The sequence below is a fragment of the Peribacillus simplex genome (assembly GCF_030123325.1).
Lineage (GTDB): Bacteria > Bacillota > Bacilli > Bacillales > DSM-1321 > Peribacillus > Peribacillus simplex_D.
The window spans coordinates 3,183,268-3,206,599 of the sequence record NZ_CP126106.1 but is presented as its reverse complement, the minus strand read 5'-3'; the positions used below and the strand labels follow the sequence as shown (position 1 = coordinate 3,206,599).

Below are 23,332 nucleotides of genomic sequence, written 5' to 3'. Positions count from 1 at the left end.
CAATACTTAAAATATTTATAATGAAGACAAGAAAGCGATTACATAAATATTATTTCGGAGGTAGCCTTTTATGTCTGTTTCTCAAGGAACGATTAAGAAGCAAAGCGAAGCACCACTTTCGGTATCAAAGGAAAGAAATACCCGTGGAGTTTTGTTGACTACAGCTTTAATGGCTGGTTATTCCATGATTTACATGGACAAAAACATGATTTCGACTGCAATTATCCCAATTGCAGAACAATTCCATCTAACAACAAGTCAAACCGGTTTGATCATGAGTTTATTTTTCCTGGGTTATTCTTTAATGCAGATACCTGGGGGATGGCTCGCAGATAAGATTGGATATAAAAAGGTACTGATGCTTTCGCTTTCGCTTATTACAATATTTTCATTCGCATTTGGCCTTGCTGGAAGCTTATTGATGTTTATTTTGATTCGTTTTTTGGCTGGTATTGGCCATGCAGGCTATCCTCCAAGCTGCTCAAAAGGAATCGCCGAAAATTTCCCGAAAAAAAGACGAACCTTTGTTCAATCGCTCATTTTGTCAACGAGTGGAATTGGCGGAATTTTGGCATTTGTGATTGGGGCACGGCTGATTGACTTGAATTGGCATTATGCCTACTATGCACTGGGGACAATGTTCGCGATCTCGTTACTTTTGGTTGCCTTTTTGGTACCTAATAGCCTCCCAACTGCCAAAACGAAAACGGAAAAGAACCAAGTTAGTTTTAAATCAGTGATTTCCAATCGAAATGTAATCATTTTATTCGTTGCCATGCTGCTTGCGAATGTAGCTTTTTATGGAAATATGTCATGGCTGCCAACCTTCTTAAAGACAAAATTTACACTATCCATTAGTACGGTTGGGATAATCCTGGCAGTGAACGCTATTGGGGGAACACTAGCCTCCATATTTGCAGGTGTATTATTGACAAAATATTTTGCTGGTAAGGAAAAGTTACTGCTAATGTGCTGTTCAGTAGTTTCATCCTTGTTGTTTCTTGGTTTAGTATTTTCAAATTCATTGGCCCTTTCCATTGCTTTCTTATATGTGCTTACATTTTTATTAACTACGATCTTTGTGGGAATTTTCTCTTGGCCGCACAAGATTTTACCTGAGAAAGTAATTGGGTCATCCATTGGGATCGTCAATACGGGTGGAACGCTTGGGGGCTTTATTGCTCCAATGGCATTCGGTGCTTTAATTTCCATGGCTGGTGGATCGTTTTCTATCGTATTCATCACCTTGGCAATCGCCGTTGTAATTTGCGGTCTAGTGATACTTACCGTTAAAACAGAAAAATAATCGGAGGGAATATGATGTTAGATCAACTCATGCAAAAACTTGAAGAGAAAAAAGAAAAAATGATAGAAATTCGCAGATATCTCCATCAACATCCTGAATTATCTTTTAAAGAAGAAAAAACGGCTCAATACATTGCTGATTTTTATAAAGATAAAAATGTAATGATACGGACAAATGTTGGCGGATACGGAGTGGTTGTGACAATCGAAGGCGGACTCGCAGGTAAAACGGTTGCCCTGCGTGCTGATTTTGATGGACTGCCAATTACGGAAGAGGCAGATGTCCCATTTAAATCGAGTAATCCCGGTGTTATGCATGCATGCGGCCATGATGGACACACTGCCTATTTAATGATTTTAGCCGAAGCATTAATCGAGATAAAAGACCAATTAAGGGGAAATGTTGTTATCTTGCATCAGCCTGCGGAAGAAACGCCTCCAGGTGGAGCAATTGAAATGATTGAAGATGGATGTTTAGAAGGTGTGGATAGTATTTTCGGCATTCACCTCATGTCCCTATCGGAGACCGGGGAAGTCTCTTATCGTGCTGGTGAAATGCAGGCTGGACGCTCGTATTTCAAAGTGAAAATCCAAGGAAAAGGCGGACATGGTTCGATGCCGCATACAAGCAATGACAGTATTGTCGCAGCAAGCCATTTTGTTGTAGCAGCCCAGACAATTGTAAGTCGCCGAATCAATCCTTTTGATATGGCGACAGTAACGATTGGCTCGTTTGATGGAAAGGGATCATTTAATGTTATAAAGGACAGCGTGGAACTTGAGGGAGATGTCAGAACCATGTCCAGTGAAGTTCGTGCTAAAGTGGAAATTGAATTCAAGCGAATTTTAGCAGGGCTTGCTCAAGAGTTTGATATTACCTATGATTTAATATATTCACATGATTACCCTGTTTTAGTGAATGATGATGCCATGACAGAACTGGTTGTAAATGGGATTGAAAAGGCCGAAATTCCTGAAGTCAAAGCGTTAGTGGAAACACCTCCAATGTCTGGGTCAGAAGATTTTGCTTACTATTTGCAAAAGATTCCTGGCAGTATGTTTTATGTTGGAGCAAAGCCGGAGGATGGTCCAGTTTATCCTCACCATCATCCTAAGTTTGTCATTAATGAGGATAGCTTGATCATCGCAGCAAAAGCAATGGCAGCTGTAGTTGCAGAATATTTTGAGCAGAAGTAAACAAAGGGAAAAAGGGACGGTTCTTATGCTTACGGCGTGGGAACCTTCTTCTTTAAGGAGTGATAACATGTCTTTTACCAATTTGAAAGAGTTAATTGAACTAGCAGAGCAGGAGAAAACACCCATTTCGGAATTGATGATCAAAACAGAGGTGCAACAGAAAGGTTGTTCCAGGGAAACGATTATCGACAAAATGTCGGAACAATTTACTGTAATGGAGGAGGCAGTCCGCAGAGGTACAAAGAGTCCAGTCATGTCGCGTACTGGTTTGACGGGAGGGGATGGAAACCGTCTTTATCAGTATGCCCGAAACGGGAATTCCTTTGTCAATCCGAGAACATTGAATGCTGCAGCAAATGCGCTCGCGGTATCGGAAGTAAATGCTGCAATGGGGCGGATTGTGGCGACGCCAACAGCTGGGTCAGCGGGAATCTTGCCAGCTGTCCTTGTTCACGCCCTTGACAGTGGGAAATTTACCCGAAAGCAGATTGTACAGTCAATATTCACTGCCTCTGCACTTGGCTTGGTTGTTGCAAATAAAGCTTCGATATCAGGGGCTGCCGGCGGGTGCCAAGCTGAAATCGGTTCTGCAACCGCAATGGCAGCAGGCACCCTAGTAGAGCTTGCCGGTGGAACACCAAAGCAGGTTGGAAATGCCGTCGGAATTGCTTTGAAAAATTCACTGGGGTTGGTATGTGACCCGGTTGCTGGACTGGTGGAAATCCCGTGCATCATCCGCAACGGTTTACATGCAATTACCGCCCAAGCTGCTGCAGATATGGCTTTAGCTGGGATATCTAGCGTCATCCCACCGGATGAAGTGATTCATGTGATGCATGAAGTCGGACAGCAAATGCCCGAATCGTTGAGAGAAACCGGGATAGGCGGTCTCGCCGGAACTCCGACCGGGCAAAAATTAAAGAAGCAGATTCTAAGCGGAAAAACGAGTGGCAGTGGGCCGGCTAAATACCAAAGTGCGTATGAAATCATCGGTCCCGTAATGGTTGGTCCTTCGAGTTCTCATACAGCCGGAGCTGTCCGAATCGGTAATATTGCCCGCCAGCTATTAAACGAAAATCCATTGTATGTAACGTTCTCGCTGATGGGCTCTTTCGCCGAAACCTATCAAGGCCATGGAACAGATCTGGCTCTATTAGCCGGTGTTCTAGGGTTATCTACCATGGATGATGGCATTCCAAATGCCAAAAATATTGCTGAAGAAAATGGCCTACAATATGAATTCACGAAAAGGGTGCTTGGAAGCTATCATCCGAATACCGTCCTCGTGGAATTGTCAGGGGTCACACGTACTGTAAAGGTTTTGGCCAGCTCTTTAGGCGGTGGTAAAGTGGAGGTTCAGGAATTTGATGAATATCCATTTAAATTTTCAGGAGAACGGCCAACACTTGTGATTCGCCATTCCGACCAAAAAGGGGTTATTGCCGAATTATCGGATATTCTTTATCAAAACGGGTTCAATATAGCCCGAATGGCCAATGAACGTTCCAAAATCAATGGTGCTGCAATAACCATTTGTGAAATCGACAATACAATCGAAGACACTCTCCTATCCTTATTAAAAAGAGAGATTCCGATTATTGACGAAATTATCTTGGTTCAAACAAAGTAGTTACCTAATAATTACCCATTAAGCTCGCATCGTATTTCCGCTGATGCAAAAAAGCATGGTATTCGATCAAATTCAAAAAAAGGCATTCGGAATTAATTCGTTCCGAATGCTTTTTGTCTATAAACTTAAGAGCAAGCGAAAGGAAGGATGTTTATTTTACATGAAAGCTTTTCTAATATGTTCCTCAGTTGTGTTTTTAGCGTAGGTGAAAGTACGAATTTAAGTTAATTCAAGTAAAAAAAGTCGGCATATATTAAGTCGATTCCTGCGTAATACTCATGAGCTAAGGCGGTAGTTTTTGCTGACAAATGGTAGTTTGTTATAGGATAATGGTGATATATTTGATGGGCAAATTATTAGTGGGGAAACTCCGAAAAGAAGGAAGTGCTAAGCGATGAATTTAGAGATGGTTATGCAGGAACTTGAAGCCCTTGGCAAGGAACGAACTAAAAAAATGTACATATCCAATGGTGCGCATGAGCCGCTTTTTGGGGTAGCTACAGGCGCTATGAAACCAATTGCAAAGAAAATAAAAATAAGTCACCGTTTAGCTGAAGAGCTTTATTCCACGGGGAACTACGATGCAATGTACTTTGCAGGCATTATTGCAGACCCAAAAGCCATGACTGAGTCGGATTATGATCGTTGGATGGATGCTGCGTATTTTTATATGCTATCCGATTATGTAGTGGCCGTAACTTTAGCAGAGTCAGATATTGCGCAAGAAGTTTCTGATAAATGGATCGCAAGCGGTGAAGAGCTGAGAATGTCAGCGGGCTGGAGCTGCTACTGCTGGCTTTTAGGGAATCGGCTAGACGTTGAATTTTCAGAAAGTAAGATTTCCAATATGCTTGATAATGTGAAAAATACGATTCACGATTCGCCGGAACGAACGAAATCCGCTATGAATAATTTTCTATACACCGTGGGGATTTCATATTTGCCACTCCATGAAAAGGCAGTCGAGACTGCAAAGGCAATAGGAATAGTAGAAGTCAAACGGGACAAGAAAAAAAGCAGTTTTCTAAATGCTTACGAAAGTATTCAAAAAGAAGTCGATAAAGGAAGGCTTGGTTTTAAACGCAAATATGTAAGATGTTAAATAGCACTTTTTTATTAATTCCTTATCCGGAAGTTTTTGAACAGACGAGCCTGTATCCACCTTGGATCAGGCTTTTAAGTATATTTAGAAAATTAATCACGAGAGATATTACGTTTATAGACTTTGAATAAAAATCATGCTTGAATCTGCGTTTGTCCAGAATTCTTTTTGAAAATCACCTTGGCTTTAAAATGTGAGAACAAATAACAGCCTATAATCACAATACCACTACCAATTCCTTGTACCCAAATAATTTTTTCACCTAATAATAGATAGGCTAAAACTGCAGTGAAAATAGGATTAAAATTCAAGAAAATACCTGATGTTGTTGCACCTAATTTTTGTACACCAATGTTCCAAAGCACCATACATGCTACAGTTGAGATAACGCCTGTATATAAAATAGATTGTATGAAAGAAGCATTTATATTAGACACTGTAAAATTAGAAAAATTAAACGGAAGAAGAACTATAAGTCCAAATATACCAGAATATAATGTAGACATCATGGGTGTTGTTGTTATCATTGCCCATTTGCTACAAACGGAATATATTCCCCAAACGCATACAGCAGCCATCATATATAAATCTCCTGTATTAAACCGTAAGGAAAGGAATAGATTAATATTTCCTTTTGATAGTACAAGTATTACGCCAATAAGCGAAAAAAACATAGAAAACATTTGTAGAATATTAATTCTTTCTTTTAAAAAGAAAAATGAAAAAACAGCAATTGAAATCATGTTTAATGTGGATATTAATCCGACATTAGTGGCGGATGTTTTCTCTAATGCTGCAAATTGTAATAGATTAAATAGAGCCACACCAGTAATTCCCATCAAAAATAAAGGAAGGATTGCACTTCGATGGGGAAATATCTTTCTTTCTTTCCACCATACAATTGGCAAAAGACAACTAATGGCAATGATCCACCTTAAACTCGTCAACGTCATCGGAGAAGCATGACCGACAAGCGATTTTCCTAAGACAAAGTTTCCACCCCATAATAAACTTGTTAAAAGTAATAACGAAAAATAATAATATTGCATATCTTTTTGCTCCTTTTCATCTTTCACAGTTTAAGTGAAAAAAGATCGAAGCCATTGTGCACAATGACATTTCAATTTTCATAATTAATTACTACTAATTTTAACATTTTAGTTCATTACTTTATATATTATTTTGTATAATAGAGGAAACTTAAAATAATATTAAAAAATATTGCTAATATACAGAATTAAATTAAGTTTCGTTATTGGGATGATACCGTTTTTGGAACAATTGTAAAAGGAGTGATTATAAGTGGAATCTATCGTAAGCAAGGTTCTGGATCAAGTTGATATTCAAATTTTAGATTTACTACAAAAGGATGCACAGTTAAGCAATACTGAGCTTGCAAAGCGCGTCAAGTTATCCCCGCCAGCTATACATTCAAGGATAAAACGTTTGGAAAATGAAGGATTTATTAATGGACAAGTAGCAATTTTAAACCAGGAGAAGCTAGGTTTTGATTTATTATGTTTTATTTTTATGAGTACGGATATACATCAAGCTGAAAAACTGGAAGTTTTGGAGAAGGCATTAGCATCTATGTCAGAAGTATTAGAGTGCCATTGTTTAACAGGTGAGTATGATTATCTTTTAAAAGTGGCTAACAAAGATCGGAAGGAATTGGAAATATTTATTAGAAAGTTAAATAAACTAGGCATAACAAGAATTCAAACTAGCCTAGCTCTTAGAGAAATTAAATATTCAACAGTTTTGCCTATATGGGAAGAAAAGTCCCGTTCGTAAAAGTCACCTATTTTTAACTGTAATTAAAGTTTTAAAATACTTTTCAAACGATAGTGATTTTGCATACACTTTTACGAACGGTTTTTGATAGAACAAGAGAGAGAAAAATAGAAGATGGAATAAAAAAATGAAGTCCGTAAGTTTGGAAACATACAAGTCTACAGCAAGGATCAAAATGAAGGACAGCAACTTCAGGCCATGAAATAAAAGGGGGGATGGATAAAAAAACTTATCAAAAAAATAGCCTTTGCTCAAAGAGAACAAAGGCCATTTATTCATCATCAAGTTATATAAGTAGATATAAATCCATTTCTAAGTTGAACTATAAATGCGATTATAGTTCATTCATGAAAATATCTTTCTCTAATTTTACTTAAATTAAGTTATATACTTTACTAGATTGTAGAGCTATTTGTAGTGCACTTTTTTCTTCATGGTTTAAAGGGACCATTGGTAAGCGGACACCTCCAACATTTACCCCCCGCATATTTAATGCTGATTTTACCGGTGCTGGGCTTGGTGCAGTAAATAATGCCTTCATAATTGGAAGAAGGTTACGATGTGCAGTGGCAGCACCATGGACATCACCATTTTTAAAGCTATTGATCATTTCTTGCATTTCATTACCAATTATGTGTGAGGCAACCGAAACAACACCTGTTCCACCGATGGCTAAAACCGGTAATGTTAACCCATCATCGCCGCTGTACAATGTAAAATCGCTAGCTGTTTTGCTTATGATTTGTGCCATGGCATCTAAGTCACCACTTGCTTCTTTTACTGCCACGATATTGTTGATTTTTGAGAGGCTAACAATCGTCTCTACTGACATGTTCACAACACTTCGTCCTGGGATATTATAAAGCATTACCGGTAAAGATGTTGAATGGGCAATGGCACTAAAGTGCTGAAATAATCCTTCTTGAGACGGCTTGTTATAGTATGGGGTAACGAGCATGATTCCGTCGACTCCTGCCGCCTCTGCCTGTTTTGTTAAGCTGATGGAAGCCTTCGTGTTATTTGATCCAGTTCCAGCTATGACTGGAACTCTTCCATCAACAACTTCTACAACAATTTTGAATAAATCCACTTTTTCTTCTGCAGTTAATGTAGGAGACTCTCCAGTTGTACCAGCTATTACTAATCCATCAGAACCATTAGCAATTAAATAATTTACTAAAGTTCTCGTAGCATTGAAATCAACCTCATCATTATGATTAAACGGGGTAACCATTGCGGTTAAAACTTGGCCAAAATTCATAACTTCACACCCTTTTGTATAATTTTTATAAAAATTCAGAGGTGGTTAGGGCCATTCAGGAGTAAACGCAAAAAAGCAACAACGAGGATTCGCTGCTGCAGTAGAAACAATATTTATCAAAAAATGTTTCCGCGCATAAGATAGCCCTCCATATAGTTTCCTATATGACAGTCCTGCATTTATTCAATAGCAGAACCAGCTTCAAGAACATGAGATTCTTTCCGCTTCGGCAAATTCCCCTTTCCACAATAGTCATAGGATCTCATTCTCCTCAAAATGTGTACTAATGGTCTTTGCTCCTCTATCCTCACTTCAAAAAGCATGAAGTAAGAAAATATTTAATTGACTGTAATATAGCAAGGAATCCTTCTTATTGCAAGGACAATTTTTTTTATAAGGCTGTTTTCGCATACTTTGTTACTATTCACCAAGTAATGCGGTGTGGTTGATTTCCCCTCCAATGCTCGCTTTCCGCGGGGCGGACGGTGAGCCTCTTGGCGTGAACGCCTGTGGGGTCTCATCTGTCCCGCTGCTCCCACAGGAGTCTCGCACTTCCGCTCCAATCACCCTTAAATCGTTTCGTTTTAAAAACGCCTTTTATAATAACCTCTCTCCTATCCTTCTTCCAGAATTCACCCTATGAAAATTGGTATTTCTATGTACTGTGGAATCATTTACCAAATGTAATAACCATAATTCGGATGACTACATAGTTAAGGGATAGTTCCCCATTCCCATCAAGCAAAGGCAAATCATTACCAAAAATGAGCCAAAAGTGTATGGAACGAATATTGGCCATAGGCCTTTATTGATTTATTAATAATTAAATTACACTGAACCTATATTTTATTAATAATGTAAAGTTACTATTTTAATTGGTAAAACACATAAAAATTTAAAAATGAGGAGGATATTTGTCTTTTTTCAAAATACTTACATAATTAAAGCGGCTAAACGATAAATAGGAGGAATTGATTTTGAAAGCGAAAAATAAATTTGCTGCAATGTTGACAGTTGTAACGGTAGGATTAATAACTTCTTTATCAAGTGTACAAGCATTCTCGGAATCTTCAAATTCTGATAATAAACGCAAACCGGAGCTCGTTTTTCCTGTAATCAGTGATGTACATATCGATGATGGATCATCTGCTGATATGAACAAGTTTAGAACAGCCATGGATCAATTAAACAAAGCTGCGCTTAAACAGGATGCTTTTGTTGTCGTTGGGGATTTAACGGACTATGGATACGCTACTGAGTATGATAAGTTCTTCTCCATTTATAATGAAAAGAAACAAGGCGATGTCCAATCCATGTTTACAATGGGAAACCATGATTATTGGAATGGACTTTCAGTAGAAAAAGCACAAGATCGTTTTCTCGAGAAAACAGGAATGGATTCTCTTTACTATCATAAAAAAGTAAATGGATATGATTTTATTACGTTAAGTCCGGAAAATGGGAATACGCATGGTTTGTATTCTGTTAATCAAATTAACTGGCTTGGCGAAAAGTTAGCTGCAGCAGAAAAAGAGAATCCGGACCAACCAATCTTTGTTTTTCTTCATCAACACATTAAAGACACTGTGTATGGAAGTGACTTATGGGGAACTCAGGAAAATAAAGAACTTTTATATGATACATTAAAGAAACATCCACAAGTTATTACATTTTCAGGCCATTCTCATTATCCACTTGAAGACCCTAGAACGATTCATCAAAAAGACTTTACGTCAGTTGGCACGTCTTCTGTAAGTTATTTGGAATTAGAGCCGGGCAAACTTCAAGGGTTTCATCCAGAAGGATATCGGGATATTAGTCAAGGTATGATTGTAGAAGTTTATAATAATGAAGTTGTCATTAAAAAACGTGACTTTCATAAAGACGATTGGGCAGGAAAACCATGGGTAATCAAAAATCCTTCTAAAAAAAATAACTTTAAATATACAGACGATCGAGATCAGTTACCACCGGTTTTTGCAGTTAAAGACAAGGCTTCGATTGTAAAAGAAAAATCGACACTAAAAAGTTTAAATGTTACATTTCCACAGGCAAAAGATAACATGCTCGTACATTCTTATCACATTACAGCCAAAAATAAGGAAACAGGGGAGTTAGACGCAGACTTCATCGCATTTTCTGAATTCTATATTGATCCTGTTCCAAAGAATTTAGAGTTCCCTGTATCTGGTCTTAAACCAGGTACGGATTATGAAATTAAGGTACAAGCACTAGATTCATTTAACAATAGCAGTAAAAAGGGGTTACTGGCTGAAGGTCAGACAAAAGCCCTGGAAATGGTCTCAGCACAAGCTTCCCCTTCTTTAGTAACCTCAGGTGAATCGACTACACTCCAAGTGAAGATGAAAAATTATGGAAATGGCAGTGTGAAAGGGAAAATTAAAGTTGCTGCTCCTGAAGGTTGGAGTGTGGAGCACACTGAACTTGAGTATGAGCTTTCAGGAACTGAAGAAAAAACATTGGCAATAAAAGCTACACCTAGTAAGGAAAGTTCCGGTTCATCACAATTCACGATTACAGCTTACGAAGGCGGCCAAAAAATTGGCTCCAAGAATATAAATGTATTCGTAAACATGATGCTTGGAGAAAGTTTTGACCAATTAGAGTCTGCATTAAAGCCAGCAGTGAATGAAAACATTCCAAGTTCCATTCTCGGTTGGAGCCATACAGCTCCTAACGGCTGGTCGATTACAAATGGCTCAAATATGCCAACTGGTACAGAGGAGTGGCAAGGTTGGAGTTTCACAACAAAGGACTTTTGGACAAAAGCAGAAGACCAAGATCGTAACAAATTTGAGCTTGGGCAAGGTGTTATAGCTGTAGCGGATCCTGATGAATGGGATGATAACGGTTCACCATCATCAAAAGGCTTTTTTGATAGTACATTAACTTCCCCTTCTGTAAAAGTTGATGGTGCAAAAGATCTATACTTAGGATTTGCATCCCATTATAAACAAGAAGGAACGCAAACAGCTGAAGTGACTGCTGTCTTTGATAATGGGGAAAAACAACAAGTTCTCGTTTATGACAATAAAGCTGCTTCCGATAATAAAAATGAACATGTTTTGAATAAGTATGAAGTCAAATCGGTTAAGGTTCCTGAAGGTGCTTCTTCGATGAAAGTACAATGGAGAATGCATAATGCTAAAAATAATTGGTTTTGGTCGATTGACGATATTAGATTGGATGACCAAATGATCGTTTCACCAAATGAATGAGAAGAACAGGTGAACTTTTTAAAAATTTGTATTAGTTAAAAGCGGACTTTCCTTATGAGGTAAGTTTGCTTTTTCTTTGTTTATCACTCATTTATTTCGTATCTTTGTTAAGATAATACATCAAAATGAAGATATAGTTATTAATTTAATAACATTGAAGGGAGCTTTATTTAACTCTTGGATAATTTATAAACCATTCCATTATTATAAAAGGTAGGGTGAAAAACCAATATTATAACAAAAAACTAGCTAGCCGAGACCACCGAGAAGCTTGCGGCGAGGAGGCTTGGCGGACAGTCGCGGAAAGGGAGCGGATTTCTGAAAACAACAGGAACGTTTTTTAAATAAAGGCTGTTTTCGTATACTTTGTTGCTATTTACCAAATAATGCGGTGTGGTTGATTTCCCCTCCAGATGCTCGCTTTCCACGGGGCGGGCGGTGAGCCTCCTCGGCGTGAACGCCTGTGGGGTCTCACCTGTCCCGCTGCTCCCGCAGGAGTCTCGCACTTCCGCTCCAATCAACCTTAAATCGTTTCGTTTTTAAAACAACAATCTTTACGAAAAGAGCCTAAATAAAAAAACTGTAGACCGACAATTGAATAGGATTTTTTTCTATGTATTTTAGAAAATTTTAATATTTGTGTGATATGTTTTTTTTAGTTCTAAGAAAAATTATCGTGGGAAACATTTTTCATGCAAGAACAGCAGATAAACAGTGAACTTTTCTATAAAAGAGTAAACGAGAGATCGATATGGGGTGAAAAAATTTGTCAATTAAAATGAGATTTCTGTTGTCCTACGTTGGCGTAATTCTTATTTCCATCACTTTATTTTTAGCAGCTGGATTTTTACTTATTTTTGCAATAACAGGTGATATAAAATCGATAGAGCATTTATACAAAAAATCTTATCTCCAAAAACCTTTGACTGCAGTAGAAGAAAGTGTGTTTCTCGATTTAAAGCTTTTGGCAAAAAATAATCCAGAGCAGCTTCTGAACGAAGAACAGCTGAAGAAGATTGAACATAGAGATATTAAGATTGTCGTTAGAAAAGGTAATAACATAGAGTATACGTCCCCCACACTTGATAAGCTAGGCTTGGTTCAATCACTTCCCATGTTCGAAGAAACGAACATCAATACGCGGGACACAATCAGAATGAAAGACTCCTTTTTCACATATGTGAAGTTTGATTTTTATTTTTCGGATAAAAGTGAAGGAAGTATTTTTGTATTGAGAAAGGCAAGTTCCTATGCCGAGCTGACTCGCGAGTCATTTCCCATTTTATTCGCGCTATTGTTATTACTGCTTGTAATGATTATTGGACTTTTGAATTATTTAGTTTCAAGAAGCATCATCAAACCTATCTCAGTACTTAAAGAAGGCGCAGAGCGTATAAAATCAGGAGATTTAAACTTTGAAATCAAAGCGACATCGAATGATGAAATCGGACAATTGAATAGGGAGTTTGAGGAAATGAGAAAAAAGTTAAAAGAGTCCGTAAACCTTCAGCTTCAGTATGAGGAAAATCGCAAAGAACTTCTTTCCAATATTTCTCATGATTTGAAGACACCGATCACTTCGATTATGGGATATGTTGAGGGGATAAAAGACGGAGTAGCAAACACCCCGCAGAAAATGGACAAGTACTTATCGACTGTATACCTAAAAGCAAGGGATATGGATTCATTGATAGATGAATTGTTTTTATTTTCCAAGCTGGATTTAAAAAAAGAACCTTTCACTTTTGAATCGGTCAGACTAGATAAATATTTAAAAGACTACGTAGATGAACTTCAACTGGATTTACTTCAACAAGGAATCCAGATTGAACTTCAACAGCTGCATAAACCGATATACGTGACAGCGGATAGAGAGAAACTAAAACGTGTATTGGCCAACCTAATCAGTAATTGTGTAAAGTATATGAATAAAGAGGAAAAACACATTTCCATTTCTCTGCATGAAGGATTGTATGATGTGGTAGTACAAGTAACTGATAATGGCTATGGAATAGAGTCTTCTGCTTTGCCTTATATTTTTAACCGCTTTTATCGTGCTGAGCAATCTAGAAATTCTCTGACAGGTGGAAGTGGTTTAGGACTTGCGATCGCAAAAAAAATTATCGGCGAACATGGAGGAGATATTTGGGCTACTAGCGAGATAGGAAAAGGTACAAGTGTCTTCTTTTCCATAAAGAAAGGTGAGGAAAAGTGAAAAAGATATTACTTATTGAAGACGAAGTCAGTATTGCTGAATTGCAAAGGGATTATTTGGAAATAAATGATTTTAGTGTCGATATTCAACATACTGGTGATGCAGGTCTCCGACAGGCCCTTCAAGGAAATTATCATTTAATCATTTTGGACATCATGCTTCCAGGATTGAATGGATTTGAGATATGCAAACAAATACGTGCTGTCCATAATATTCCGATATTGTTTGTATCCGCCAAAAAGGAAGATATTGATAAAATTCGTGGGCTTGGTTTAGGGGCAGATGATTATATTACAAAGCCCTTTAGTCCGAGTGAACTAGTTGCAAGAGTGAAAGCGCATTTAGCGCGTTATGAACGTTTATCAGGAAGTCACCCCAAATCCAATTCAATCTTTGTTCATGGCATTTCAATAGATAAGTCTGCACGTCGAGTTCACATAAACGGAGAGATGGTCCCGTTTACAACAAAGGAATTCGATACTTTAGTGTTTTTTGTCATGCATCCGAATCAAGTATTAAGCAAAGAACAGCTTTATGAAAATATTTGGGGATTGGAATCGGCTGCAGATGTTTCGACTGTCACCGTCCATATCAGGAAACTACGTGAAAAAATTGAAAGGGATCCCGCACATCCTAAATTTTTGGAAACCGTTTGGGGAGCAGGGTATCGCTTCAATGTTTAAATAGTATGGTTTAAGACCCGTCACGAAAGTGGCGGGATTTTTTTATAAACATTAAGAAATTTTATGAATAAGTTAATCATTTTTTAAGAAATTGTTTAGAGGGAGTTTAAGATTAGGCACTAATATAATGAAGACGGAATAAGTAAGCTACTAAAAATAAAAGGGAGATAAAATCCTCATGCAACCTGAAAAAGCTTTTTAGAACAAGCCCTTTTGGTGCGGGCAGATGATGTACAAATGGGGAAAGGATGGTGTGTTTCATGTTGAGACGGCTAACGATTGTCATCGGATGCCTTTTCATCCTTCAAGGCTGTGTCCCAGATAACGAAGCAGAGCCAAATAAACAAGAAAAGGAGACAGGAAAGGGAATGAATGAACAACTGATTCAAGCTGTAGAACGAAATGAAACGGATAGAATAAGAAGTTTGATAGAGCAAGGTGCTGATCTTAATACACAGGACCCGGAAGGACGAACCGCAACTATGATTGCGACTTATAACAATGATGTAGAGACTGCAAAAATCCTTATTGAAGCGGGTGCAGACGTCAACATTCAGGATGACATGAAAAATAGCCCCTTCTTGTATGCCGGTGCTGAAGGTTATGTAGATATACTTAAATTAGCAATTGAAGCAGGTGCCGACCCGTCTATTACCAACCGTTATGGAGGAACGGCTTTAATCCCTGCTTCGGAACATGGATATGTGGAGGTTATCAAAGAACTCCTTACTAAAACCGATATTGATGTGAATCATGTAAATGATCTTGGCTGGACAGCTTTACTAGAAGCCATCATTTTGAATAATGGTGATGGAAAACAGCAGGAAACAGTGAAATTGCTCATAGATCATGGGGCAGATGTCAACATCCCTGATAATGGTAGTATCACACCTTTACAACATGCCCGCGAGAAAGGGTTTAAAGAGATTGAACAAATTTTACTATCCGCAGGAGCAAAATGACCGGATCGCCGATACTTGCAATTTGAAATGTCATTTCACTACTAATTAATTACAACCATAATATATTGAGGAGACGAAAAAATGAACAAAAAAGCAAAAATTTCATCATCTATACTACTTGGGTTAACATTGGCCTTAACAGGATGCAACACAAACGCACAAGACATTCAAAGTGCTCAGAAGCATGAACAAACTGCTAAAGAGAGTAAACAAGAAAGTAAGTTAACCGCAGGACAGGAAATGACTAAAATTCTTAGTGGCACGAATTGGCAAGGAACAAAAGTTTATGATAAGCATAATAATGACTTAACTAAGGAGAATGCAAACTTTATTGGTCTAGCGAAGTATGATGATGATTCATCGAGATATGAATTTTTTGATAAAAATACTAAAAAAAGTCGTGGTGATAAAGGTACTTTCTTTATCACAAATGGAAAGATGCGAGTGTTAATTTCAGAATCAATGGGTTACCAAGCCGTTGTTGAAATAACAGAACTGAATGAGGATATGTTTACCTATAAAAGAATGGGAAAAGATGCTAATGGTAATGATGTAGAAGTGTTTGTTGATCATATTCCTTATACTGAAACAGAACTTTCTTTTACTGATCCAGATAAGACTTTGGAAACTTACACTGGGGAAGTAGATACAGACGTTGATGGAGACAAAATTTTATCCAGCACCATATGGCAAGGAACAGTGGCGTTGGACGAAAAGGGAAATGATGTTTCAAGCTATAACTCGAATTATTTAGGACTGGCAAAATATGATGATAAAACAAATAAGTATGAATTTTTTGATGCTAAAACCGGTGAAAGCCGTGGTGATTACGGCTATTACGATGTTGTTCATGGAAATAAGATAAGAGCCCTTGCTTCACAAGGGGAAAATAAGTATGGTGCAGTTCTTGAACTTACAGAGCTTAATGAACATAAATTCACTTATAAACGAATCGGTAAAGATAAAGAGGGAAAAGATATAACGATAACGGTTGAACATATACCTTATGAGGGTGATTTGAAACTAAAATCAACTAAATAAAAAGAAAGGGATTTTGCATAAATAGCAAAATCCCTTTCTTAATATAGTAATAGAGTAGTGGTTCAAGATGTTTACGCGTTAAACTGTTCAACGGATGTTTCCAGGTCATTAGCGAGCTTTACCATCGAGGAGGTAAAGAAATGGTCAGGGGAAGGATGCCACCCAGAACCTCGCTGGCCGTAGCGTCGACTTTGCTGGCATCAATATCCACCCCAAGTATTCCTATGACCTCGTCCCCTTTCTTGATGGGAACGAAAACGGATAAATAGTCACCATAATCTGGATCATGAACGATGGAAGTGGTAGAAACCTTTCCCTTCATGACGCTTTCTACATCCTGATATGAAGTTGCGGTTGTGGGTGTTAAAATGGGAGATGCTTTTTTATCTCCCTTACCCATTCCATCTATAAGAATATGGACTTTTTCGCTACTTTCGTTAATCCCCACTGTATATACATACAATGCTCCAGTTTTTTGTCTATAATCGTCTAATTGTTCGCGTATCTCCCAATATGTCGAGGTTTCGGATTGATTACTTAAAAAATCAGCATAAGATGTTGGATTTATTCCTTGAGAGATGTTGCTTGCTATGTCTAAGCTGCTCATAGCGATAGTTTTCTCAACCGTATCATTCATACTTTTATACATCAATAGTAAACTTCCAATTAATGTAATGACCATGCCTGTTAAAAGAACAAAAGTTATTTTCGAACTGAGTTTATTCATCTTTGTTTAATCCTTCCCCGTGTTATATATTAACCATGTTTTATATATCGGTAAAAAGTAACTATTTTTAATGAGACCTTTTTAAAACCTTCGGGTGGAGTTTTTATACCTTTCGTCTTTAACCTGTTGTATGAGAGATTCATAATGAAATGATCTCAATATTAAATATGGATTGTAACTTTCCAAAAGAGAAAAAAAGATATAAACCTTTAAAAATGGAATATATCTTTTGAAGGAATGGAAGGGGTAATAAACTTAATAACAAGGAAAAAATTAAACCAAATAAGAAAAATAAATTCTTAAAGACAGGCTTTTTCAGCAGGAAATACAATTAAAAAGAGTAGAGGAATGTATTTTAAGAGAACCTGGCTTTGTATGATTTTCTATCCTAGTATAGAAAAAATAAATTTCATCTTTTACATTCTGATTCTATAAATCTTTACAGGAAAGGATGAAATTATTACATGTTGAATCTCTAAATATTATTTAGTGAAATAGAGGATTTGTTAAGTTGTTATAAAATTCAAAAAATGGTTTGACATTAGTAAAAATGGAAGCTTATAATCAACGTAAGATTTCAAATTTAAAAACCAAGTTTTATATTATAGAACAATTTAACCCTTCATTTTATTGAATGTAATCGTTTAAAAAGTCATGAATCAACTTGAAAAACGTAATTGAGGTGAAGTGTTTTCCTTACTCCGGATAAAACAAAAACGGAGTTTTATATTATAAAACAATTTAATTTTGGCTTTTACAAGGGTGAGGAGAAGTTATAAGATCAGCGATAAATGATAACGCTTACAAAAAAACTTTTGGGAGGGTTTTTATTGAAAAAAAGAAAGCTTTTTGTATTCTCCACAAGCTTGGCATTAGCAATGGGATTCCTTTTATCAGGATGTGGTGGAGGAGAGGGAGAAAAAACCAGTGGATCTGGAGTTGAAAAGAAAACGATTAAAGTGGCGCATTATTTTGCTGAAAATCATCCTCAAAACATTGCCTTGAAAGAAAAATTCAAAAAAATCGTTGAAAAGGAGAGTAATGGTGAACTAGAGGTGCGGATTTATGCGAACAGTACATTAGGTGCAGAAAAAGAATTTTACGACGGAGTCAGAAATGGAACGATCGAAATGGGTGTTCCAGGACTAATTATGCAGTCGGACATTCCTAAAATGGGTGTTCCTGAATGGCCCTTCCTTTTTAGGGATTACGGTCATGTAAAGAAGGTATTGAATGGACCTATAGGAAAGGAATTGACAAAAGAGCTTGATCCAAAACATGGAGTGACACCACTTGCATGGAGTGCAAACGGATTTAGGATGTTTTCGAGTAATCGTCCAATTAAGAGTATGAAAGACTTTGATGGACTTCGACTCAGAATGCCGAACATCCCGAATTACATAAAACTAGGTGAATCATTGGGGGCGAACGTTAGCCCATTACCTATTTCAGAAGTTTTTACCGCACTTGAACAAAAGGTAGTTGATGCTCAAGATAATCCCATTGCCACGCTGAGATCCTCGGGGTGGAATGAAGTTCAAAGTGATGTACTGGAATCCAAGCATATGTTCAGCCCCAATATTTACATTATCAATAGCAAATTCTATAAAGGGCTAACAAAGGAGCAACAAAAAATCATTCAAAAAGCCGCAAAAGAGTCGGCAGCATATGAATTTGAATTGATGGAAAAAAGTTATGAAGATGACAAAGCATATCTTAAGGATAATGGAATCAAATTCACTACGCCTGACGAAGACTTTTCAAAACAGATGTTAAAGGCATCTCAACCTGTTTATGATGAAGTCTTTGAGGAAAATGACTGGGCCGAGGAGCTCGTCGGAAAAATAAAAGCAGAATGAAGCAGGCGCTCCAGATAGGAAGGGGGAGATGTATAGGTGAATAAAATATCCAGAATCTTGGAAAATTCGTTAAACATTATTATGGCAGCTGCCTTAGCAATAATGGTCGTACTCGTGTTTGGTAATGTAGTTCTTCGTTATTTCTTTAATTCAGGGATTACTTGGTCAGAGGAAATGTCAAGGTATCTCTTTATTTGGTTGACGTTCCTCGGCGCAATCGGAGCTTTCAAAAACAAAGAACACTTAGGTGTCGACATGGTCATTAAAAGGCTCCCGAATAAGATGAAAAAAGTGGTACTGGTTATTAGTGATTTGCTGATGTTATTCGTTCTTCTCTTAATCCTGGATGGAAGCTGGAAAATGACCATGATAAACATTGATAGTGCTGCTCCGGCCACTGGAATGCCACTGGCATTTGTATATGGGACAGGTATTCTTGTAAGTGTTTCAATGGGCAGCATGATCATATTCAACTTGTATCGGATTTTCTTCAATAAAATTAAAGACGAAGAATTAGTGATGATAAGTGAGTCAGAAGAGCTAATTTCCCTCCATGCTGATGAATTTGAGTCAGATATTAGGATAATTAAGGAGGAGAAGCAGGGATGATAGGTGTATTTGTCGGATCTTTACTGGGAGCCATGGGACTTGGAATACCTATTGCATTTGCCTTACTTGTCAGTAGCGTAGTGCTTATGTACTTTCTTGGTATTTTTGATAGTCAAATTATCGCACAAAACCTAATCAGTGGCGCGGATAACTTTCCTCTAATGGCCATACCGTTCTTTATGCTGGCAGGAGAGGCGATGAATCGGGGCGGTTTATCACGCCGTATCGTTGAGATGGCAATGAAATTGGTTGGCCATATCAAGGGAGGCCTTGGCTATGTTGCGATCATTGCGAGTGTGTTGTTTGCGAGTTTATCGGGATCTGCTGTTGCCGATACGGCAGCGCTTGGGGCTATATTAATTCCAATGATGGTGAAGTCCGGTTATGATGTGAACCGGTCAAGTGGGTTGATTGCATCAGGTGGCATCATTGCCCCGATCATTCCGCCAAGTATTGGCTTTATCATTTTCGGTGTCGCGAGTGGTGTGTCCATTACAAAGCTGTTCATGGCAGGAATCGTTCCAGGTATTTTACTAGCGGTTGGACTTACGGTTACCTGGGCCATTGTTGCACGAAAAGATAAAGTCGCCGTTAACCCCCGAGCTTCAGCAAAAGAAATATTTACTTCTCTTCGTCAAGGCATTTGGGCTCTATTCCTGCCCGTCATTATCATTGGTGGATTGAAATTCGGTTTATTTACACCGACTGAAGCGGCAGTGGTGGCTGCAGTCTATGCAATATTTGTCGGTCTAGTAATCTATCGCGAAATGAAAGTGAAAGATTTGTATGAGGTCTTTGTTCATGCTGGAAAAATGACGAGTGTTGTCATGTTTCTGGTTGCTGCAGCACTCGTGTCATCCTGGCTGATAACTGTAGCCGATTTACCTGGTCAGGTAATTGGATTGCTGGAGCCATTTATGGATCATCCATTCCTTCTATTAATCATGATAAACCTATTGGTTATCGTAGTTGGAACTGCTATGGATATGACGCCGACTATCCTTATTCTAACACCTGTCTTGATGCCATTGGTGGTCGCTGCAGGTATTGATCCAGTTTACTTTGGTGTCCTGTTTATCCTGAATAACGCCATCGGCTTACTTACACCACCTGTCGGAACCGTTTTAAATGTCATGTGCGGCATAAGTAAGATCAGTATGGAAGATATCATGAAGGGGATTTGGCCATTCTTGCTCGTTGAAGTGATTGTATTGATCTTGTTGATTTTGTTTCCTTCCTTAGTGCTTGTTCCTCTAGAATGGTTTACTTCCTAAAGGGATTTATCAAGTAATTGGTCTGTATGCTGATATTCATCTTATTTATCAGGAGGAAAATGAAAATGAATAATTTGTTCAAACGTTTGGCGGTTGGAGTTTTACTGCCTTCATTACTACTATTAAGTGCTTGCGGAAGCGGACAAAATGAAAGCGCTTCAGCTGACGGTATACAGAAAAGAACAATCAAAGCAGGAATCGGAAATAGTAAAATGCATCCACAAGGAAAAGGAATGGAGAAATTTAAAGAACTGGTTGAAGAAAAAAGCGGGGGGAAAATGAAAGTCCAAAACTTTTTTGATGCCACCCTCGGAGATGATCAGAAAATGACGGAAGCACTTCAAGGCGGTTTACAGGAAGTAACTGTTCCTTCAACCTCACCACTTGTGGGGATGATTAAGGAATTTGGAATTTATGACTTCCCATTTGTCTTTAATAATGAAGAGGAAGCTTATACAGTACTTGATGGTGCAGTAGGCAAAAAACTTTTGGATAAATTACCTGAACATGATTTAGTAGGTTTGGGATACTGGGAAAACGGCTTCCGAAACATAACCAATAGTAAACATCCCGTTAAAACGGCTGATGATTTCAAAGGTCTGAAACTTCGTACCATGCAAAATGAAGTGCATTTAGATGCATTTTCAAAGTTAGGGGCGAATCCATCGCCGATGGCCTTCTCTGAAGTATTTACTGCGTTGGAAACTGGTACTGTTGATGGGCAGGAGAACCCACTCGCAACAATTCAAACGCAAAAATATAATGAAGTGCAAGAATATTTAAGTCTTACAAATCATGTTTATACACCATTTGTATTCCTTGTCAGTAAAAAGTTCTGGGATGATTTATCAGAACAAGAGCAAGAAATCATGAGTGAGGCCGCACAAGAGGCTGGAAAGTATCAACGGGAAGTTAACCAAAAAGAAAATGAAAAAGCACTTAAGTATCTAAAAGAAGAAGGAATGAAAATCAATGAAGTAGAACCGGAGGAAGTGGAAAAAATGAAGAAAGTCATCCAGCCAGTGACGGAAGAATATGCTCAAAAATTCGGACCGGATCTTGTTGAGGAAATGATGAAAGAAGTTGAAAAAGTGCGCAGTAAATAATCCAGATTGTTTGGAGGATGGAAAATGGATATTATCTCTGAACTTTTGCGTGAAATCCAATTACCGAAAATGGTCAAAGTGAGGCAGAAATTTCGTACACCTCAAATCGCTGATGTAGCTGGTGAGGTGAAGAAGGCGATAAAAGAAGCAGGTGTCTTATCAAGAATAAATGAAGATGACAGGGTGGCAATTGCAGTAGGAAGCAGAGGGGTAGCGGACCTTCCTATATTAGTGAGAGAAACGGTGGCGGCCGTTATGGAGGCTGGCGGCAATCCCTTTATCGTCCCTGCAATGGGAAGCCATGGGGGTGCTACAGCGGAAGGGCAAATCGATGTGTTGCTTCAGCTGGGTATTTCAGAAGAATCGGTTGGAGCGCCAATACTTTCATCGATGGAAGTTATTAAACTGGATGAATTGCCAAATGGGCTCCCTGTCTATATTGATAAGCTTGCATATAAATCGGATAAAATCATAGTCATTAATCGGATAAAACCACATACGGCATTTCGTGGACCGGTTGAAAGCGGACTAATGAAAATGATTACAATCGGTTTAGGAAAGCAAAAGGGAGCCGAAGCTGCACATGCATACAGCTTTAAGTATATGGCGGAACATGTCCCTGAGATGGCGAAGATTTCCTTAACAAAAGCTCCTATCATATTTGGTCTTGCGACTATTGAAAATGCCTATGATAAACCAGCGAAAATCGTCGCAGTCCCTGCAGAGGAACTGGAGGAAGCGGAGCCGGGACTATTGCTTGAAGCAAAATCATTGATGCCAAAAATACATTTCGATTCGATGGACGTACTTATTGTAAATGAACTTGGAAAGGACATTTCGGGGGATGGAATGGATCCGAATATTACGGGTAACTTCGCCACTCCATATGCCACCGGGGGGCCGGACGTTAAACGGACCGTTGTACTTGGGCTTACTGAAAAAACTCACGGTAATGCAAATGGCATCGGGATGGCTGATATGACGACGAAGGCCGTCATGAATGAAATTGAGTGGGAAAAAGGCTACGCCAATGCACTCACGAGCACAGTGACAGATGTAGTAAAGCTCCCGATGTGTTTAGATACGCAGGAATTGGCTGTTAAAGCCGCTATCAAAACGTGCAATGCCTTCGATTTAAATAAAGTGAGAGTAGTAAGAATACAAAACACGCTTGAAATCGGTGAAATTTGGATTTCTGAAAGCATGATGGAAGAAGCTTCAAAAAACAAAAATATAGAGATCCTGTCAGAACCAGAAGAATTGGCACTAGACTAAAAACCTTCTTTAATATTTTTAGAGAATGGAAGAATTCATTTGAAATCAAAGGA

18 protein-coding genes and 1 riboswitch are annotated in these 23,332 nt (G+C 38.2%); of the genes, 15 read left to right on the top strand and 3 right to left on the bottom strand.

The annotated features are described in order from the left end of the window. The first annotated feature begins 70 nt into the window (after positions 1-70). The 4 genes from QNH43_RS15080 (at position 71) to QNH43_RS15060 (ending at position 5,234) form a co-directional block, all read left to right on the top strand. Complete coding sequence (locus QNH43_RS15080) at positions 71-1,306, top strand: MFS transporter (RefSeq protein ID WP_283914756.1); 1,236 nt, start codon at positions 71-73, stop codon at positions 1,304-1,306. A gap of 14 nt (positions 1,307-1,320) precedes the next feature. Continuing rightward, positions 1,321-2,502 (top strand): M20 family metallopeptidase, encoded by a 1,182-nt coding sequence (locus QNH43_RS15075; RefSeq protein ID WP_283914755.1) that lies wholly within the window; start codon positions 1,321-1,323, stop codon positions 2,500-2,502. Between the two features lie 67 nt (positions 2,503-2,569). Then, positions 2,570-4,132 (top strand): L-serine ammonia-lyase, iron-sulfur-dependent, subunit alpha, encoded by a 1,563-nt coding sequence (gene sdaAA / locus QNH43_RS27645; RefSeq protein ID WP_349654771.1) that lies wholly within the window; start codon positions 2,570-2,572, stop codon positions 4,130-4,132. Between the two features lie 394 nt (positions 4,133-4,526). Beyond that, complete coding sequence (locus tag QNH43_RS15060) at positions 4,527-5,234, top strand: DNA alkylation repair protein (RefSeq protein WP_283914754.1); 708 nt, start codon at positions 4,527-4,529, stop codon at positions 5,232-5,234. A 134-nt stretch (positions 5,235-5,368) separates the two neighbouring features. On the opposite strand, the gene QNH43_RS15055 is transcribed toward QNH43_RS15060, so the two are convergent. Further along, a complete protein-coding gene (locus QNH43_RS15055; protein WP_283914753.1) occupies positions 5,369-6,283 on the bottom strand; it encodes a DMT family transporter in 915 nt (304 codons plus the stop codon). A gap of 253 nt (positions 6,284-6,536) precedes the next feature. On the opposite strand from QNH43_RS15055, the gene QNH43_RS15050 reads away from it, so the two are divergent. Then, positions 6,537-7,028 carry an Lrp/AsnC family transcriptional regulator gene (locus QNH43_RS15050; RefSeq protein ID WP_283914752.1) on the top strand — a complete coding sequence of 164 codons (492 nt, stop codon included), beginning with the start codon at positions 6,537-6,539 and terminating at the stop codon, positions 7,026-7,028. A gap of 373 nt (positions 7,029-7,401) precedes the next feature. Here QNH43_RS15050 and dapA read toward each other — a convergent pair whose 3' ends face one another. After that, the gene (gene dapA / locus QNH43_RS15045) at positions 7,402-8,289 is read right to left on the bottom strand and encodes a 4-hydroxy-tetrahydrodipicolinate synthase (protein ID WP_283914751.1); all 888 of its coding nucleotides are present in this window, start codon (positions 8,287-8,289) and stop codon (positions 7,402-7,404) included. Positions 8,290-8,422: 133 nt separating this feature from the next. Continuing rightward, a riboswitch (Lysine riboswitch) is annotated at positions 8,423-8,601 on the bottom strand. Positions 8,602-9,266: 665 nt separating this feature from the next. On the opposite strand from dapA, the gene QNH43_RS15040 reads away from it, so the two are divergent. The 5 genes from QNH43_RS15040 to QNH43_RS15020 all read left to right on the top strand — a co-directional run bounded on the left by QNH43_RS15040 (position 9,267) and on the right by QNH43_RS15020 (position 16,429). Beyond that, positions 9,267-11,528: a metallophosphoesterase gene (locus QNH43_RS15040; protein WP_283914750.1), complete on the top strand. Its 2,262-nt coding sequence runs from the start codon at positions 9,267-9,269 to the stop codon at positions 11,526-11,528. 766 nt (positions 11,529-12,294) lie between these two features. Next, complete coding sequence (locus tag QNH43_RS15035) at positions 12,295-13,743, top strand: sensor histidine kinase (protein ID WP_283914749.1); 1,449 nt, start codon at positions 12,295-12,297, stop codon at positions 13,741-13,743. Beyond that, positions 13,740-14,426 carry a response regulator transcription factor gene (locus tag QNH43_RS15030; RefSeq protein WP_283914748.1) on the top strand — a complete coding sequence of 229 codons (687 nt, stop codon included), beginning with the start codon at positions 13,740-13,742 and terminating at the stop codon, positions 14,424-14,426. Before QNH43_RS15035 ends, QNH43_RS15030 begins: the two co-directional genes overlap by 4 nt. Positions 14,427-14,686: 260 nt before the next feature. Continuing rightward, the gene (locus QNH43_RS15025; protein ID WP_283914747.1) at positions 14,687-15,388 is read left to right on the top strand and encodes an ankyrin repeat domain-containing protein; all 702 of its coding nucleotides are present in this window, start codon (positions 14,687-14,689) and stop codon (positions 15,386-15,388) included. A gap of 81 nt (positions 15,389-15,469) precedes the next feature. Further along, positions 15,470-16,429, top strand: a complete 960-nt coding sequence (locus QNH43_RS15020; protein WP_283914746.1) for a DUF4822 domain-containing protein — start codon at positions 15,470-15,472, stop codon at positions 16,427-16,429. Between the two features lie 118 nt (positions 16,430-16,547). Here the strand turns inward: QNH43_RS15020 and QNH43_RS15015 are convergent, their stop codons facing one another. Then, positions 16,548-17,156 carry a hypothetical protein gene (locus tag QNH43_RS15015; protein ID WP_283914745.1) on the bottom strand — a complete coding sequence of 203 codons (609 nt, stop codon included), beginning with the start codon at positions 17,154-17,156 and terminating at the stop codon, positions 16,548-16,550. An 830-nt stretch (positions 17,157-17,986) separates the two neighbouring features. Here QNH43_RS15015 and QNH43_RS15010 point away from each other — a divergent pair. Genes QNH43_RS15010 through QNH43_RS14990 form a run of 5 tightly spaced genes read left to right on the top strand, consistent with a single transcriptional unit; the run spans position 17,987 to position 23,279 of the window. After that, complete coding sequence (locus tag QNH43_RS15010) at positions 17,987-19,015, top strand: TRAP transporter substrate-binding protein (RefSeq protein ID WP_283914744.1); 1,029 nt, start codon at positions 17,987-17,989, stop codon at positions 19,013-19,015. A 36-nt stretch (positions 19,016-19,051) separates the two neighbouring features. Then, positions 19,052-19,624, top strand: a complete 573-nt coding sequence (locus QNH43_RS15005; RefSeq protein ID WP_283914743.1) for a TRAP transporter small permease — start codon at positions 19,052-19,054, stop codon at positions 19,622-19,624. Continuing rightward, positions 19,621-20,898 (top strand): TRAP transporter large permease, encoded by a 1,278-nt coding sequence (locus QNH43_RS15000; protein ID WP_283914742.1) that lies wholly within the window; start codon positions 19,621-19,623, stop codon positions 20,896-20,898. The genes QNH43_RS15005 and QNH43_RS15000 overlap by 4 nt, the downstream gene beginning before the upstream one ends. 59 nt (positions 20,899-20,957) lie before the next feature. After that, positions 20,958-22,004: a TRAP transporter substrate-binding protein gene (locus tag QNH43_RS14995; protein WP_283914741.1), complete on the top strand. Its 1,047-nt coding sequence runs from the start codon at positions 20,958-20,960 to the stop codon at positions 22,002-22,004. Between the two features lie 24 nt (positions 22,005-22,028). Then, complete coding sequence (locus QNH43_RS14990) at positions 22,029-23,279, top strand: nickel pincer cofactor-dependent isomerase, group 22 (protein ID WP_283914740.1); 1,251 nt, start codon at positions 22,029-22,031, stop codon at positions 23,277-23,279. Positions 23,280-23,332: the final 53 nt, after the last annotated feature.